The organism is Pseudomonas sp. P129 (assembly GCF_020312195.1).
Taxonomy (GTDB): domain Bacteria; phylum Pseudomonadota; class Gammaproteobacteria; order Pseudomonadales; family Pseudomonadaceae; genus Aquipseudomonas; species Aquipseudomonas fragariae.
In genome coordinates this window covers 675,141-691,486 of the sequence record NZ_JAGPYS010000001.1, presented here as the reverse complement: position 1 = coordinate 691,486, position 16,346 = coordinate 675,141, and the positions used below count along the sequence as shown (strand labels likewise).

The window sequence follows — 16,346 nt, the reverse complement described above, 5'->3', positions numbered from 1 at the left end:
TCATGAATCCCATCTGGAGTCCGCTTCGCCAGGACACGCTGTTTCACCCATCCTCATTGCTGCTGGAACAAACCAGCGTTCTGCGCCCCGAGCACAGCAGTAGCAGACACGACACGCTGAACGCATCGATACCGTTTACCCTGGCGGACGGCTTTTCAATGCCCGAACCAACGCCGTTGCCTGCGGTAGCGGAAGAAAGCGAGCCGGAAGACGCCGCACCACACATCGAACGTCAGCTCAGGGCCATGCGTAACAGTGCAGGCTTCCGGCTGATTGCCGACTCGCCATTGCTCCTGCAAGCCTGCCAGCTGGACATGGACTTTCCGCCGACCCGACAGGATTACGTTCGCCAGCACCTGACCGAGCTGCTCAGACAGAAAAGCGGCAAGGCACTCGACCCGGACGTCCTGCAGATCACCTTCAGCAACAATGACCGACCTGCTGTTGACGACAATGGACACGAGCATTACAGCGTCAGCCTGTCGCTGACCGATGTGGCGCTGGCCAGCTTCGAGCCTGCGCACTTCCAGGCGCTGTCGCGTAGCACCCTTGCCGATCTTTCACTGTGCGAAAACACGCCTGTGCTGACAACCGCGCAGATGTTCAAGCTGATTGGCGAGCTGCCGCTCAAACGCAATTACCACGCCGTACTGCAGGCTTTCAGAGCCCGACACGAGGCGACCTGGCGCACATTGTCGCGGCTGGCGTTCCTTGACAACCTGGCTCGGCAGCTCAATCACAGGCACATCAGCCGGGACGGCTATTGGCTGGCGCTGGACGCCATGGGACTTGACCGGTCTCCCATCGACACCGACACGATCAGCATGAGTGGACGAGGGGAAAAATCCGAGGTCCGGATCCTGACCCTGAATGGCAAACGGGTGCCGGAAATATTTCAGATCAGCTCGAAAACCACCTCGCACTGTTTCATTCACATCCTGGGTGCCAAGGGCAACGTCGTCGAATACATCAGCGATGATCCACGGCAAATGAGCAGGCGGCTGTTGGCGGCGATGAACGCCTCGGGGCTCTACGGCCAGGTATTTCTTTCGCTTGAGCAGCATGCAGGCATCGTTGCCGAGGCGCCGCTGATCGAAGGCGACCTGTTCACCGCACTGACCCAGGCATGGTTCGCCGGGCTTCTAGCCGACAGCCACGCGCGCAGCACGCTCGACCTGCTCAGACCGGTAGCGCGCAGTCTGGCGCTGGCTGGTGCAGCAGACCTGTGGCAGGTACAGCCAGGCATTCTGGAGCAGATCCCGGCTGCATCGAAAATGGCCGGCCAGGTCATGACGAGCTATCTACAGGAAAACCACGCGCTGACGCTCAACCCCGAACAGGTATTCATCGCTTATCAACCCGGCTATTCGAGCAACCCCCTGGGCAACCCCAGATTGCCGCCTACGTATATTCACACGCCCGACCCGAGGCCGATCAGCCTGAGCGAGGCGCTGATAAGCAATTATCGAGTCGATCACCCAGCTGGCTACATCGACCACGGCGGCGGCACCATTATCTTCCTCGACCCCACCGGGCAGGGCGACAGTGAGCAGGGTCAGTTGCTGGAGATCAGTCCGCACGCGCTCGAGGATTACATCAGAGCCTTCGACTTTCTGACCTGGATGACCCAGCGCATCCACGACTTCTGGGACCAGCGGAGAACCGCCATCGAACAGGCGTTCAGAACCACGTTCATCAGCCAGGCACTGATCAGCCTCAAGCGCGGCAGCCTCACGCGCAGCACCTTCGATCTGCTCGTGGAAACCCTTGCGCCCTCGGCGCCTGATCAATGGCGGTCACTCGGTTTTTTCGTCCAGGGCGCGTTGATCGACGGCATGCAACAACAGTACACCGGCCTGCTGGTGCTTGAGCAACCGGGCTCACCGAACGTGCTTTATCAGGCGGGCCACGCCGATGCGTTCATCGAGTTTGCAGATGACACGGCGCTGAAGCAGCATCTGAACCGGGCAACGGCCGATCCGGAATGGCGTGAGGCGGTCATGCGCTATGTTCCCCGCCGTCATCACCAGCGCCTGGACTACCTGCTCAAATTATGGGGCGGGACACAGGCGCCCAACCCACCCGTTTCCATCCTTCGCCCCTGGACCGATGCGCTGTACAACCCTGACACGCGACAGGCCATGAGCCACTCGTTGTGTGAAAAAAGGCTGGAGGACACGCCATTCGCTTTTCTACACCAACTGCTCAAACAGAACGCGCTGGATGACGCAGAGGATCAGATCGCTACGTCAACGCAGGTAACCCTGGCGGACTGGACCGACCGGCTGCAGAAATTACAGCGGCTGCTGGTGCCGATGTCCTTGTTGCTGACACCTGCGCTCGTTGCCTCCCTGGCGACGGAAATTGGCATCACCTCGCTGGCCATTGCTGCAACCCATCTGCCGGGCAGCCGTTACGCAGAGAAAAACCAGGCGTTGCTGGCCACGTTGACGCTGGGCTTGCTGCAACTGGCTCCGCACACACCAAGGTTGCTGCGCTCACTGAGCCGAATCGTCAAACCTGCCGTGCGTAACCGCCAAACCACCGCGATTACACTCAACCGGGCGCTCGGCACCCGGCCGTTGCGCAGGCAATTTGTCACGCCGCGGCAGACCCGGCTGGAGAAATTCTTTCACACCGACGCCCTGCTCAAGCGCTGGACGGTCAGCACTGCCGTCTCGTCAAACCTGTTGCAGGTCCATGCCTGGAAGCTGGGTAAAAGGTTCCTCTTATGGACGTCCGACAGAGGTCAGGCGCGCATTCTGGTGGTCAGCAGCCATGGGTACTACACGCCGTGGTCCCGAACGGTGAAGATCCCCAACGGTACCGAGATTCGCACCTACGCGCCGCATGGCTACGAACTGGTGGACCCGAAGCTGCATCGGGTCGTCAATAAGAACGCCCGGCCATTCGCCCGTTCCAACACGGCGGTGCACAGCGTGATGCAGCCCACACCGCTTGAACCACTGCTTCTCACCGACAAGTTGATAGCAGGCACTTCGCTGCCCGGCAGGCTGAAGAACTACAGCCTGTCCAAGTTTCAGACGACGACCAGCGAGACCTATGACGAGATCGCAAGCGTGGTGGGCAATTCGCGCGCCTCGCCCCTGCGCGGCTGGTTGCCGCCGACGCCGATGGATGTTCTGACAGTGCGCAACCGCTTCGGCATGCCCCCGCCATCGCTGGCCGACCTGTTCGAAAGCCTGTCCATACAAGGCATCCATTACGACAGAATATTGCTCGTGCACTGCCGATGTGCAGCGATATCGGCGCTGATGAACCGTTCACCCGTCTATCATGCCCCGGCAGCGAGCTCGGTGATTGCTAATATGGCCTGAACCGAACACCCCGATCATCCAGCACGGCGCTTACTCTCGACATGACAACGGCCTCCCCTGACACCGCGCTGTGCCCCCTCTGCGGCTTCAGCAACCAATGCAGCCTCGCCGATCCGCGCACCGTGGACCAGCCCTGCTGGTGCTTTTCGCAAAGTATCGACCCGGCATTGCTGGCAGCGCTGCCGGATAACCTTCGCGACAAGGCCTGTCTGTGCCCGCGCTGCGCCGGGATCAAGGATGCTGCGCCAGGCTCTGTACGAAAAGTCGGCGAGCGAAGGTCAGGCGAGGCAAAAACAGGCGAGGAACGGCCGGGGTCGCGTTCGACTCTACGTGTTGTAAATGAGCATTCCGAGCCTGTTTTTAACGAAGCATCACCGAGCGCAGCCACTTTTCGTACAGAGCCTAGTCCACAGAAACGCCGGGGCACAGAGTAAGATGCGCGCCCCGTCCTTCGCTCGCCGTTATCGCCATGCGCCTTGATCGTTTCCTCAGCAACCTGCCACGCTTCAATCGTCAGCAAGTGCGCCTGGCGCTGGCCAGCGGACGGGTGCAGGTAGACGGCCAGGCAACCCGCGACCCGCACCACGAAGTACGCGAATTCAGTTGTGTGGCGCTTGACGAAGAAATCCTCCAGGCAGGCAAAGTCCCCCGCTACTTCATGCTGCACAAGCCCGAAGGCTGCGTCAGCGCGACGAGCGATGCGCAGCATCCGACCGTGCTCGATTTGCTGGACGAGCCTGACAAGCACGAACTGCACATCGCCGGACGGCTGGACTTCAACACCACCGGCCTGATGCTGATAACCAACGACGGTCAATGGTCGCGGCGCCTGACTCAGCCACAGAGCAAAATGCCCAAAGTCTATTACGTCGAGACCGAGCAACCGATCGATGAACGCTACGCCGCGAAATTCGCCGAAGGCCTGTATTTCGCATTCGAAGGCATCACCACGCAACCGGCGCAATTGACCTTGTTGGGGCCGCGCCGTGCGCGCCTGAGCATTGTCGAAGGCCGCTATCATCAGGTGAAACGAATGTTCGGCCACTTCGACAACAAGGTGTTGCGCCTGCATCGGGAAACCATCGGCGCGCTGCTGCTGGACCCCGACCTGCGCCCCGGCAGCTACCGTGCGCTGAACGCCGGGGAAATCGGCCTGTTTTGAACGTCATGGCCGCCTGGCAGACGCTGGTCGGATCGGCACAGGCCTTTGATCGACTATCGCATGTCTGTCACGAAACGCGGGCAATGTCATAGGCACGCATACCTGTCTACGCCAGGAGTGAAACCTATGTCGCCAGAAAAAGCAGTGCTCGACATTCAAGGACAGTTTCGGGTTTATACCGAGCTCTACCGCACCGATGCCGCCGCCAAGACCATCATTCTGGTCAACGGCTCGCTGGCCACTACCGCATCATTTGCGCAGACCGTCCGCAGCCTTCATCCGGCCTTCAACGTGGTGCTTTACGATCAGCCCTATTCAGGCAAATCCAAACCGCACAACCTGCATGGCACGCCACTGACCCGGGAAGAGGAAGGCCAGTTGCTGCTGGAACTGATCGATCACTTCAACGCCGAGCACGTGCTGTCCTTCTCATGGGGCGGCGCAGCGACGCTGGTTGCCCTGGCGCATCGGCCAAAACGCATCGAAAGCGCAGTCATCAGCTCGTTCTCCCCAGTGATCAACGAGAAGATGCATGACTACCTGTGTCACGGCATCACGCACTTGGGCGCACATAATCGTTATGGCATGGGCCACTTGATCAACAACACCGTCGGCAAGCATCTGCCTACGTTGTTCAAGCGCTTCAATTTCCGTCATATCAGCAGCCTGGATGCTCACGAGTATGACCAGATGTATTACCACTTCAGCCAGGTTCTGGAGCTCGACCCGGACAATTACCTGACCGCAGGCAAGAACATCACCGCCCCCGTGCTGTTCATCAACGGTGCCCTGGATGAGTACACCTGCGCGCACGACGCAGCGCAGTTCTCCCGGTACCTGCACGATTGCAGCTTCAGCACCATCGACGCCACCGGCCACTTTCTGGACATGGAACACAAGGCCGCCTGCCGCGACTCGAAACAGGTACTGATGAACTTCCTGCAACCGGCACAGGTGTCACGCGACGGCCATAACCGGGTTCAGGACTATCCGTCCCTGACCTTCTGAAAACCGCACACGGAGCCACCGTCAGCTGCGGAGCATTGTCATCTGGCGGTGGGTTTTCAGGGTGAGTATCAGGGGGCAAAGCGCTGCGCAGTGAAATTAGCGCTTCAAATCAGGGCAGGGTTCTGGTACAAAGTCAGCCGCTCAGAGCAGCTCTCAGAGCGGGTATAGTTTAGTGGTAAAACGAAAGCTTCCCAAGCTTTAGTTGAGGGTTCGATTCCCTCTACCCGCTCCATTTCTCTCCTGACTCATCGATTTAACTGAAATCCATTGAGTAACAGCGAGACAGTCACGTAGTCCTCCTGCAAAGCGCTCCTTCAACGTGACACAGCGCAATGACCTCCCCCGCCGTTCGAACGGAATCTACGTCCTTCTCATCACTGCCCCGGCTCGCTAGCGCGTTCAATCGGGTCAAGGACAAATTCACACGCCCCCCGAACCACTGATCTCCGCTCAGCTGACGCTGCTGCATTGCATCTGGTGGCGCGGGGCATTCATGCGTTAAGCCCGTTACCGGTGTGCTTGAATATCCTGCAGCGGCAGCAGATCCATGACGTCACAGAACAATTGCCGGTGCTTCCAGTCGTTTCTGTCGCCAATCACATAGAGACGTCGCTTGGCGCGCGTCGCCGCCACGTTCAGCAGGTTAGGTTCTGAAACAGCCCAGTTGCGAGCACCCGCTCCGGCAGTGTTGCCGCCCAGTACGACGATGACGATCGATGCCTCCTTGCCTTGCATCGTGTGGATCGTGCCCGACACTAGCTTGCCTCGGAGCATGCGCTTGAGGTTTTGCTGCACAGCCTTGAAAGGCGTGATGACTGAAATATCTTTCGCCTCTACGCCATCGCCATGCAGCCGCTTGAGCAGGTCGCGTAAGACCTGGCCTTCCGCAGGCACCCAATTTCCTTCGGAAGCCCCACTGACATGTATCCACCCTGTCGGCAGACTGGCGAGGGTTTCTTTGTCGGCATGCGGTGCAATCGTTCCATACACCATCGCTCCGTCGTAGGCGATAAGGTTGGCGAGTGCATACATAGGCTTGTCGCAGCGGCGATGCACAACCAATGGCAATCCTACCCACGTCTTGCCACCGGCAGGCCCGGCCATGCGCCCCCAAGGGGTGGCTTCGTCAGCCAGTACCTGTGCGGATTTTTGATTGGGAATCCAGTGTGCATCAACACCGTAACGCGTACGCATGTGCTCCAGCACCGCATCGGATACGGTGACGATGGGCTTGAGTTGCAATGGGTCTCCCACCAGCAACGCACGTCGGGACCGCCACAGTGCGCCGACTGCCTGTTGCGGAGCGGCCTGACCTGCCTCATCCACGAGTAACCAGCCAATCTCACTGGCACCCAGCGAGCCAAACGAACGGGCAAATGATGCAAAGGTGCTGCTCAACACCGGAACGACCATAAACAAAGAAGCCCACGCCGAACGGATTGCATCGCGCGACAAGCCTTGGAAGCGCGAACCGGTCAACAGACTGTTGATCATGAATAAATTGGAACGCAGCCTTGAGGCCTCAAGTTCGAAGAACGTCTGGTGGAGCTTCAGGGCCTGGATGAAAACCCGCGCCCGAGCCTTCCGCCAGCCTTGAATGCGCCAGGGTTCGGCCAGTTCAATGGCATCCCCATCCCCGATAGCATTGTCTTTCAACCAAGCGAGCAGATGTTCGGCCTGATGACTGGTTGCCAGTTCCATGGCATATCGCGTAAGCGTTTGGTCCTGCTGCTGCGATCCCTGAAGCACTCGGCGCCCTTCAGTGATTTTTCTTTCCGCATGGACCTTATCGATATCGAGTTGTTGAGTGAGACGTGTGATCCGCTCGAACTCGGCTTTGGCAATATCCCGCTGGCTTTCCAGCAGTTCCCGAGCGGCATTCCAGTCGCGCCGAGCATTTCCCAGGCTGAATAAATTTGACCAGAAACCGGGCCTGCGCGGGAGTTCCCCAAGTGCGTCAAGACACTTCTTGAGTGCCATATTAGCGGGGCCACCTTCCTCGTTATCCAGGCGCAAGAGTTCATTTGCTATCTCAATCAGCGACTGTTCGAATGACCGGAGCTTTTCGGAGTCTTCGGCAATCTTCTTCCTGACCTCGAGGATGGCCAGGATCAACTCACGAATCCGACTGGCGTCACTGCATGCTTTGCGTTCTTGCGCCTTGATCGCCTCGTAGTCAGAGACTGCTTGCTGCCACAGCGCTTGACGTTGCTCTGGAGAGCGGACCGCATTTACCTCGGCACTCACATTGAGCCAACCCCAAAACCCCTTCGGGCCCTTCTCTTCCTCGGGTAGAGCATCTTCGCTCTGGTTCTCGCTGTCGTCGGCGTTCTCCATCTCCGCAGAGGAGGCCGAAAAGAGTGCCTCCACAATGTTGTCGACGTCTTCATCAGGGTCGACCTCAGTCTCGTCCTCTACCTCCACTGCAGCCTCGGCTCCGCTGCCAAACGGGCGCTGGCCATAGAAGTAACGATCTACGAACTTGTTGCGTCGTACCTTGCTCCCCAGTGCACCGGAAATCAGTCCCCACGCAGGTTTATCCGAGACCAGCTCCCCCAGCTCGGCGAAATACTCTGCTTCTGGCAACCAGCTGTCATCAATCTTGTCTCGCTGCGGCAGTTCCAGCGTCACATTTTCCACGGCACCGTTGTTGGATGAAGCGACTACGATTTCGAAGCCATACAGTGCAGGGTTGAGCCTGAAACTGTATTGCTGCCTGCCACCGTCGTTGGCAGCTTCGCGTCCGTCGCTTGCGAATGCATCGGAAGCACGGCGTAGCTTGGCAAACGCATCGGCGCGGCTGGTGATAATCGCTGCAATAAGGTCGCGCAACAGCGTCGTCTTGCCCGTTCCAGGCGGGCCGTTGACGCCAAGCAGCCCTTGACCATCGGCCAGGGTGGACTGGATTGTGTTGACGGCCAGCTGCTGGGAATGCACCAGGCCCAAATGGTGCTCGGTAGGCCAACAGCTACTGGCGTAAGCATCCGGCATCAGTCGCCCCATCAGTGGCAACGATGCACGCTTATCGTCCATATGCAGGCGAAGCTCGGGATCGTGATAGCGCAGGTACTGATCCAGTGGTTCGCTTTTCACCCCCCTGGAGATCGCATCGGCGACATCGGCAAGATCGTCCAGCAAAAAGCTGTTCAGTGGATCGTCTTCCGACTCGGGCTTGTCGGGCTTGACGGGTTGTGAGCGAAAGCGAAAATGATGATGGTCCATCTCACCAAAAAAGTCCCCCAGCCCCAGGAACTGGAGGGTCCAGTGAGTCAGTTCGCGCAAGTCTGCGCTTGATACCTCACCTTCGAACAGGGTGTTGGCGCGCTCCCTGACGGTCTTTTGGTCGGTCTCGAACCCTCTGGTCCAATCCTTGCCGGTCAATACCCGCCCAAGAAACCACGCTTCGCTTGAAAGCACGAGGCTGTCATCGACCAGTCGGCCCGCCATCGTGAATTTTGCCGCAAACACGGCTGACTCGCGAAACCTGGGCTCCTGGTAGCCCCGATCGGCGCCGTACATCGCATCGAGCTTCTCGGCAACGAGACGACTGTCGTAAAGATGAGCATAGAGCGTGTGGCTCCATATGCGCTTCTTGGGCAGCGCCTGTTGACTGACGATACTTTCCGGGGTCCACGGAAGCAGCGGATGCTGAATTGACGTGTCATGGATAAACGCTTCGTATCGATTAGCACGTTTTTTCAGCTTGGGTGCTGATTGTGGTTGCAACAACTCGACCGCATGCCAGTACCGGACGATGCTTTCTTGATCCATCAAAATGACTTCCCCTGACTCACTGATCGGGCCTTTTTAGGTGTTAGAAGGCGCGGTATTGGGTGATAGTAAAACGATTGGGTACCGGTGAATGCAACCCAAACATCGAAGTCATTGCAGCAGCCCGGCACTGGCCTTCCCCACCCCCGCCTCTCCCGGCACCCGCGCCTTGGCTTCTTGCGCCGAAACCGGCGCCACCAGGTACTGCCGATACTCGCGAAACGCCTGCAAGGCAGAGGCATCCTGCGGGCGATAGTCGTCGCCGCTATCCTGTTGCTGATTCGCCACACAAGGCCTGCCGATCACGCTCATGCACACGTTGTTTGCAGCCGTCGAAACCGGCTCGAACAAAGCGAATGCCGTACCTGGCTGATCCGTATCGTTGAACAGTGGGTGGGCTACGTTTTCGAAGTCGTTTCCCTCTACCAGCAACTGTGAAGATGAGGTCCGCGACATGATTGCGCCTTGGTAGGTCATGCGCTGAAAGACGTTGTTGACCAGTTGAGCGCGGATTTGCGCATTTTTCATCCCGCCGGAATGAGGTGCTCTGCCGGAGGTGTCGTGTATGTAGTTTCTCGACAGCGTCAGCGTGTCCTGACTGCCGAGGAACAGCCAGACCCAATAATGATGGCCATCGCAGGTAGACGAGTAAGGCGTACGGCCGTCGAATTCATTGCTGGAAATGGTGACGTGTGAAGCAGTGCCCCAGCCTGTCACGATCATCTGCCTGCCGATCCGCGCAAAGGTGTTGTGATCGATCCACACGCCATCGGCCTTGTTCAGGGTCAGCGCATCGCCGCCCCATACGACATGCGGGTTGATATCCGAAAGGGTCAGGTTACGAACGATCACGTTATGCGCACCGTCGCCAATGAACAGTCCAGCGCCCTGAATGCCTGCCTTGTCGCCAAGCCCGATCAATGTCTTGTTGGAACCGACTTTCAGTGGCTTCAGACCCGCGTTGTCGTAGGTCACCATGACGGGCGGCCTTGATTGGCAGAAGTCGTTGGCACCATTCAGTGCAAGCTGCTCACCACCCTGCGGGCACGGTTTCACGACGCAGCCAGGTTCGGTGGTTGTGGTACTGCCGTTGGCAATCACGCTCGCGCGGAAGTCGAACGTGTGGTCCAGGACAATCACTCGGGGTGTGTCATCGGTGCAGGCCCCGTGTGAGTCATGCGACGAGCAGAGTGCTGATCGAAGTTCATCCAGCGTGGAGGGATGCACGGCAGCCGCGGAGCCTCCGCCGGTCACGCCCTTGGCAAAACCTTCAGGTATGTCTGCTGCCCACAGGCATTGCGCTCCTGACAGGAGCAGAACCAGAGTGGTGGCGATCTTCAGACAGCCGCTTTGCAAAAGAGAACGCAGGGGCGTCATCGGTTGAGCTTCCAGTCATGCCCGCGGGAATCGCGGGACAATCTGGATGCTAAACGGACTGCGGCCTGGCCTGCTCCGCTTCCATGGTGTTGGTCAGCCTACGTTCAGGCTCCCTCGCTCACGAAAACACCCGCTCCATCCTGACGCTGTCAATCCCGCGCCCATGCCCGTCGATATCGACCGAGACCACGGCAAAGCCCAGGTTCGAGTAAAACCCCTGAACATGCTGGCTGGTATCGATAAAGGCTCGGTTGACGCCCGGTAATGCCTGCATGCGTTGCAGTCGGGCCTCGGTCAGAAACCTGCCAAGGCCGCTGCCGTGGCGGTCGCTGATGACCATGCCCCAGGTCAGCTCTGCCACTTCAGGGTCTGACAACACCAGGTATCCACCGCAGGCGACAACCTCGCCGTCACGCTCGGCTACGAAGTACTGGCCCAAAGGGGCCATCAGAAAACGGGCAAATTGCTCGCGCTCCGCAGGGTCGAAGTAGCGCGGGACGTTGCTGTCGAAGATATCCAGACATCGCTCACGATCTGCAAGGGTGTACGGCCGCAGCATGTCCATGACAGGCCTGTTTTGCAGGGGTGATTAAAGCGCCTGGCGAAATATATCCTGAATCTGCTCAAGATCGGCAGGACGCGGGTTGGTCAGGCCGCAGGCATCTTTCAGGGCATTGCTGGCCAGCATCGGGAAGTCTTCCTCCTTGACGCCCAGCGTAGCAAGACCTGGCGGGATTTCCACGGCAGCCGACAATGCACGAATCGCGTCGATGGCTGCCTGAGCGCCTTCTTCCGGAGAGAGCCCCCGGATATTGCTGCCCATGGCGTGTGCAACGTCGGTCAGGCGTGCAGCGCTGACGCTGGCGTTGAAGCGCTGCACATGGGGCAGCAATACGGCGTTGCACACACCGTGGGGCAAATCATAAAAGCCGCCCAACTGGTGCGCCATGGCGTGCACGTAGCCCAGTGACGCGTTATTGAACGCCATGCCGGCCAGAAACTGGGCATACGCCATGTTCTCGCGGGCAGTGATATTGGCCCCGTTGTTGAATGCGTCGCGCAAATTGTTGGCGATCAGCGCCATAGCCTGTAACGCACAGGCGTCAGTGATCGGGTTGGCAGCCGTGGAGACATAGGCTTCGATTGCGTGAGTCAAGGCATCCATGCCAGTGGCGGCAGTCAGCGACCTGGGCATGGCGACCATCATGTCGGGATCATTCACGGACAACAGCGGCGTGACGTTGCGGTCGATGATCGCCATTTTTACGTGCCGGGCTTCGTCGGTAATGATGCAGAAGCGGGTCATTTCACTCGCGGTTCCGGCGGTGGTATTGATGGCAATCAATGGCAACTGCGGTTTCGCCGAACGGTCGACGCCCTCATAATCGCTGATATGCCCCCCGTTGCTGGCGCACAGGGCAATACCTTTTGCACAGTCGTGAGGCGAGCCACCGCCCAGCGATATGACGAAATCGCACTGGCGCTCCTGCAACAGGGCAAGACCGTTCTCGACGTTGGCGATGGTCGGGTTGGGCCGGGCACCGTCGTACACAACCGAGTCAATACCCTGCTCCACCAACAGCCCGGCGACCTGACTGGCTACTCCGGCCCTGGCAAGGCCAGCATCCGTGACGATCAGGGCCTTGCGAAATCCGTATTTGCGTATGGCGAGCATGGCTTCGTCAATGCAGCCAGTGCCGATGATGTTCACAGCGGGGATGAAAAAAGTGCTGATCATGACGGACCCTCGAGGGTAGCGCGGATGCTGGGGTGATGAGCCAAGCATCCGCCTTGCGCGAGGTACAACCATTGATCCAGCGCAACGAAGCAGTCAAACGCCAGACCGTTGGTCGCAGACGCTTCGGCCACTGCGCACAGGACGGCTATTTTCAGCCAATAAAGCCGTCGCTCTTGAGCAGCGTTTCCAGGCAATGCTCGCTAAGGCCGTAGAACGTCTTGAGCTCCTGAATGCGCGCCAGTAACTGAGCCGGATCGACCGGCTCGGCACGCTTGACCGCGAGGATCATCTTGTTCTTGTTGGTATGCTCCAGCGAGATGAACTCGAACACTTTGGTCTCGTAACCGCATGCTTCCAGCAATAGCGCGCGCAGGCTGTCGGTGACCATTTCTGCCTGCTGGCCCATGTGCAGACCGTATTGCAGCATCGGTTTCAACAGCGTCGGGCTCTGGATCTGCAAGCGGATCTGTTTGTGGCAGCACGGCGAGCACATGATGATCGAGGCGCCGGAGCGAATGCCCATATGAATGGCGTAGTCTGTCGCGATGTCACAGGCGTGCAGCGCGATCATCACGTCCAGCGCGCTGGGCGCCACTGTACGCACGTCACCCTGCGCAAAGGTCAGCCCCGGATGATCGAGCTTCGCCGCCGCCTCGTTGCACAGCGTGACCATGTCTTCGCGCAGTTCGACACCGGTCACCTGCCCTTGCGCCTGCAAGGTGTTGCACAGGTAGTCGTGGATGGCGAAGGTCAGATAACCCTTGCCTGAGCCGAAGTCCGCGACCTTGATCGGCTGATCGAGCTTGAGCGGCGATGAGCTCAGTGCATGGGAAAACACTTCGATGAATTTGTTGATCTGCTTCCATTTGCGCGACATGGCCGGAATCAGCTCATGCTGGCGATTGGTCACACCCAAGTCAGTCAGGAATGGCCGGGTAAGCTCCAGGTAGCGTTTCTTCTCACGGTCATGCCCGGCCGAAGGAGCCTGGCGCTCCTGCTGAGTCTTGCTTTTGAACAGCGTTGTCTTGCCCTTCTTGCTGAACTCCAACTGCACCTCGTCGGTCAGCGACAACAGGTGCGCGTTCTTGAAGGACGCCGGTATCAGGCTGGCAATGACAGCCACCGCTTCAGCAAGCGAAAAATTCTTGGTGATGTCGCGAGTCTTGTAGCGATACACGAAGCTCAGGCACGGTTGCTCCTTGACGGTCAGCGGCTTGATGATGATCCGCTGCAAGTCGGCTTCGCTGCCCACGTATTTGGCCAGGACCAGCTTGATCAGCGAGTTCTGCGACAGGCTGATGTCCAGCAGGCCAAGGAACTGCGCGAGGTGATCGGTCGCAGCGATGGGTGACGTGGAGGTAATGACTGACATTGAAAATGTGCCTCAAGCGTCCCGTCCGGGACTCGAAAAATCAGACCGGCATTTTAGGCGCGTCGGCACGTCAAGGGCACCCTTATTTTTCAGAGACTACGCGGGCTGTTAGTGCGGTCCTACACACCATTGCGACACGCACATGATCGGTAAAACAATCTCTACCGACAACAGCGAAGCATTGCTTGCGCCGTATAAAAACACCTTTATAGTCGTTGTGGCTGATTACAGATAATCAGATAAAAGTTCTGGAGCCTTTTGCTCCGGCAGAATAAACCGCACAAGGAACGTGCCTTATGTTGAGTCAAGCAGCACTGCTGGAAAACGACACACTCGCGCGGGTCACCTTAAAACCCGTAGAGTATTTGAACCTTATACTTGATGATGAAAAAAAGGGTGGCCGTGGCGCCGCGCTTATTTTGACCAAAGAAGACATTCTTAGTCTGAAACGTTACGAACGACACGCCCTTAACATCCCCACGTCACTCGCTCGCGTCGAACAGCAATTGGGTTTTACAACCAGTAGCATTCCCGGGCTTGAGCCTAAAGACATGCTGGTGACTTACAAGGCAATCCACAACCACGGCAAAAGCTGGCTGGGTATCGAGGACGCCATCAAGCGCAGCGGTTTCACCATTGACCTGTTTGCCGCACACTTCTCGGATCAGGGTCGGCAGATCATCAGTTACATTGAAAAAATGGACTTTGCCAGGCAGCTGGGTCTGACCGTTGTCGATCTGACCCTTGAAGAGGTCCGCGATACATCGCCCACGCCACTGGGGCAAACCGACCAGAAGGTCTGTATCACGCTGGCCCAGTTCCTGAAAGAAACCGCGTCACAAATAAAGAACCATCAGCACGCGGCCAGCACGTTGGCGCAACACATCGATACCTTCAGCACCGTCCTGAGCGTTCAACTCATTCCCGGCATCAACGATAAGGTAAAACTGGCAAAGCGCTCTGATCTGGACCAGCAGATCAGAGAACTGGAAAAAGACATCGAACAGCTGACCGTCGATATAGAACACAAGAACAAAGAATATAAGGCAGCCATAACCAATATTGCCTGGGGTGGTTTCGGAGGGCCCATCGGGGTTGCTATCACGGGAGGTATTTTTGGCGCCCAGGCGGAAAAAATCCGGAAAGAAAAAAACCGGATGATCGCCTCCAAGAACCTCAAGGTTCAGACACTCAAGGAAAAAGTTCCGTTGGCCGCCGCCGTACGCAGCCTGCAGATACTCTTCGAGGATATGAATATTCGCATGATGGACGCTCATCAGAGTGCGACCAATCTGAAAGACCTATGGACCCTGCTGGCGGCATACGTTGACAGCTCTGCAGATGAACTGGCAGCGATCAGCGACGATCAGGCACTGATGATTTTCGCTATACGGTTTCAGGCCGTAGTCACACCGTGGCTGGAAATAAAAAGCATGACCGCCCAGTTACTGAAGCTGTTTGAAAGTGCGCTGGACCAGTTTCAACACGAACAGCAATCCAGCATGAAAGGACAATGACCATGAGCACTGAAACCTTGGGTAAGCCGATGGTCCTCACGCCTCCCGATACTGAAATCATGAATGCCGCCAGCCAGAATATTCTGGCCCAGGTGAATACGTTGAAGCTGGACTTTCTGCCGGCGATGAAAGAAAAAATGCTGTCGCTTCAAAACGCATTGACGCGTGCAGACAACGCCTATCGTGAAGCGCTGGCCGATATCACTGTACAGTTGAATAACGTGAACCTGCAGCCGATCGATCTGAGGCAACAGCACATTGAAGCAGACGCTCGACTCAGCGATAAACAAAAGAAGCAAGCGATCAGCCTGCTGAACGGCGAGCGCATTCGTCTGCTCTCGAATCTGACCGCCGTTTTGCGCAGCAGCGCTCACGCCATTGCCGAGCGCAGCGATGATATGGCGCAAATAAACCTCACGCAGGAAGACAACCGTTTACAGGACATACTCCAGCAACAGATTGACGGCATGACACAACGCTCAGCCGCTTTGGAAAGCGCGATGAGTGTCATCGCTGAAGACCGGCGCCTGCTTGACACAACGATCAAGACCTATGAAAAGTACAACCTTGCCGACCTGTTCAAGGACATGCTGCCTACTCAGGAAGAACTGCAGATCGTCGCCATGCCATCGCCGGAACTTGCGTTGATCACCGCCGGAATTGCCAGACTCGGAAAACTCCTGGACAAGATCAGCAGCGCCCTGACCTACCTTGACCTTACTGAAGAACGCGACAGACTGAGGTCGCGCTATAACGCACTGCTCGCCGAGTCCCGCACGGTCGCCCAGGAAGCAAAGTCAATCAACGGAAGGCTCGATGAGCTGACCGGGCTCGCTGACATCAGCAAGAGCAAGGCACTTTGGGTCAAAGAGGCCAGGAAGGTTTATCACTCGCTCTACAAATTTCTGGATCAGATCACGTCGCAAGATGACGCTTCTGCACCGATCAGCACGCCTGTCGAAAAACTGAAGACGTACATAAAATCGTTCTACGATATCAGGCGCCTCGTCTGACGCGTCAGCCTTCAATATAAAGGCAGGCGTTGATCCATATCGACACCTGC

Annotated in this window: 10 protein-coding genes, 1 tRNA gene and 1 pseudogene; 7 read left to right on the top strand and 5 right to left on the bottom strand. The window is 57.7% G+C overall.

The window, feature by feature from the left end; translation table 11 throughout:
• The first annotated feature begins 2 nt into the window (after positions 1-2).
• The 5 genes and pseudogenes from KBY02_RS03045 (at position 3) to KBY02_RS03025 (ending at position 5,740) form a co-directional block, all read left to right on the top strand.
• Positions 3-3,338 carry a dermonecrotic toxin domain-containing protein gene (locus tag KBY02_RS03045; RefSeq protein WP_225649801.1) on the top strand — a complete coding sequence of 1,112 codons (3,336 nt, stop codon included), beginning with the start codon at positions 3-5 and terminating at the stop codon, positions 3,336-3,338.
• 41 nt (positions 3,339-3,379) lie between these two features.
• Positions 3,380-3,565 (top strand): annotated as a pseudogene (locus KBY02_RS03040) (cysteine-rich CWC family protein); the annotation flags it as partial.
• Positions 3,566-3,807: 242 nt separating this feature from the next.
• Positions 3,808-4,500, top strand: coding sequence for a pseudouridine synthase (locus KBY02_RS03035; RefSeq protein ID WP_024639177.1), 693 nt, complete (start codon positions 3,808-3,810; stop codon positions 4,498-4,500).
• A gap of 126 nt (positions 4,501-4,626) precedes the next feature.
• On the top strand, positions 4,627-5,508 hold the full coding sequence (locus KBY02_RS03030) for an alpha/beta fold hydrolase (protein ID WP_024660632.1): 882 nt from the start codon (positions 4,627-4,629) through the stop codon (positions 5,506-5,508).
• 158 nt (positions 5,509-5,666) lie between these two features.
• A tRNA-Gly gene (locus KBY02_RS03025) sits at positions 5,667-5,740 on the top strand.
• 275 nt (positions 5,741-6,015) lie between these two features.
• On the opposite strand, the gene KBY02_RS03020 is transcribed toward KBY02_RS03025, so the two are convergent.
• The 5 genes from KBY02_RS03020 to KBY02_RS03000 all read right to left on the bottom strand — a co-directional run bounded on the left by KBY02_RS03020 (position 6,016) and on the right by KBY02_RS03000 (position 13,766).
• Entirely contained in the window at positions 6,016-9,279 is a 3,264-nt protein-coding gene (locus tag KBY02_RS03020) for a DEAD/DEAH box helicase (protein ID WP_104684513.1), read from the bottom strand.
• A 111-nt stretch (positions 9,280-9,390) separates the two neighbouring features.
• Complete coding sequence (locus tag KBY02_RS03015) at positions 9,391-10,656, bottom strand: right-handed parallel beta-helix repeat-containing protein (RefSeq protein ID WP_103360006.1); 1,266 nt, start codon at positions 10,654-10,656, stop codon at positions 9,391-9,393.
• Between the two features lie 118 nt (positions 10,657-10,774).
• Positions 10,775-11,221 carry a GNAT family N-acetyltransferase gene (locus tag KBY02_RS03010; protein WP_104684514.1) on the bottom strand — a complete coding sequence of 149 codons (447 nt, stop codon included), beginning with the start codon at positions 11,219-11,221 and terminating at the stop codon, positions 10,775-10,777.
• Positions 11,222-11,245: 24 nt separating this feature from the next.
• Positions 11,246-12,394 (bottom strand): L-threonine dehydrogenase, encoded by a 1,149-nt coding sequence (gene yiaY, locus KBY02_RS03005; RefSeq protein WP_024639174.1) that lies wholly within the window; start codon positions 12,392-12,394, stop codon positions 11,246-11,248.
• Between the two features lie 151 nt (positions 12,395-12,545).
• Entirely contained in the window at positions 12,546-13,766 is a 1,221-nt protein-coding gene (locus tag KBY02_RS03000; protein ID WP_060406368.1) for a class I SAM-dependent methyltransferase, read from the bottom strand.
• 296 nt (positions 13,767-14,062) lie between these two features.
• Between KBY02_RS03000 and KBY02_RS02995 the strand changes: the two genes are divergently transcribed.
• A complete protein-coding gene (locus KBY02_RS02995) occupies positions 14,063-15,283 on the top strand; it encodes an alpha-xenorhabdolysin family binary toxin subunit A (RefSeq protein ID WP_225649793.1) in 1,221 nt (406 codons plus the stop codon).
• On the top strand, positions 15,280-16,296 hold the full coding sequence (locus KBY02_RS02990) for an alpha-xenorhabdolysin family binary toxin subunit B (protein ID WP_032654465.1): 1,017 nt from the start codon (positions 15,280-15,282) through the stop codon (positions 16,294-16,296). Before KBY02_RS02995 ends, KBY02_RS02990 begins: the two co-directional genes overlap by 4 nt.
• The last annotated feature ends 50 nt before the right edge of the window (positions 16,297-16,346 follow it).

Bases quoted from the DNA above. Each gene is read 5' to 3' on its own strand.
- KBY02_RS02990 (WP_032654465.1), top strand. From the start codon at position 15,280: ATGACCATGAGCACTGAAACCTTGGGTAAGCCGATGGTCCTCACGCCT.
- KBY02_RS03015 (WP_103360006.1), bottom strand. From the start codon at position 10,656: ATGACGCCCCTGCGTTCTCTTTTGCAAAGCGGCTGTCTGAAGATCGCC.
- KBY02_RS03035 (WP_024639177.1), top strand. From the start codon at position 3,808: ATGCGCCTTGATCGTTTCCTCAGCAACCTGCCACGCTTCAATCGTCAG.
- yiaY (WP_024639174.1), bottom strand. From the start codon at position 12,394: ATGATCAGCACTTTTTTCATCCCCGCTGTGAACATCATCGGCACTGGC.
- KBY02_RS03000 (WP_060406368.1), bottom strand. From the start codon at position 13,766: ATGTCAGTCATTACCTCCACGTCACCCATCGCTGCGACCGATCACCTC.
- KBY02_RS02995 (WP_225649793.1), top strand. From the start codon at position 14,063: ATGTTGAGTCAAGCAGCACTGCTGGAAAACGACACACTCGCGCGGGTC.
- KBY02_RS03030 (WP_024660632.1), top strand. From the start codon at position 4,627: ATGTCGCCAGAAAAAGCAGTGCTCGACATTCAAGGACAGTTTCGGGTT.
- KBY02_RS03045 (WP_225649801.1), top strand. From the start codon at position 3: ATGAATCCCATCTGGAGTCCGCTTCGCCAGGACACGCTGTTTCACCCA.
- KBY02_RS03010 (WP_104684514.1), bottom strand. From the start codon at position 11,221: ATGGACATGCTGCGGCCGTACACCCTTGCAGATCGTGAGCGATGTCTG.
- KBY02_RS03020 (WP_104684513.1), bottom strand. From the start codon at position 9,279: ATGGATCAAGAAAGCATCGTCCGGTACTGGCATGCGGTCGAGTTGTTG.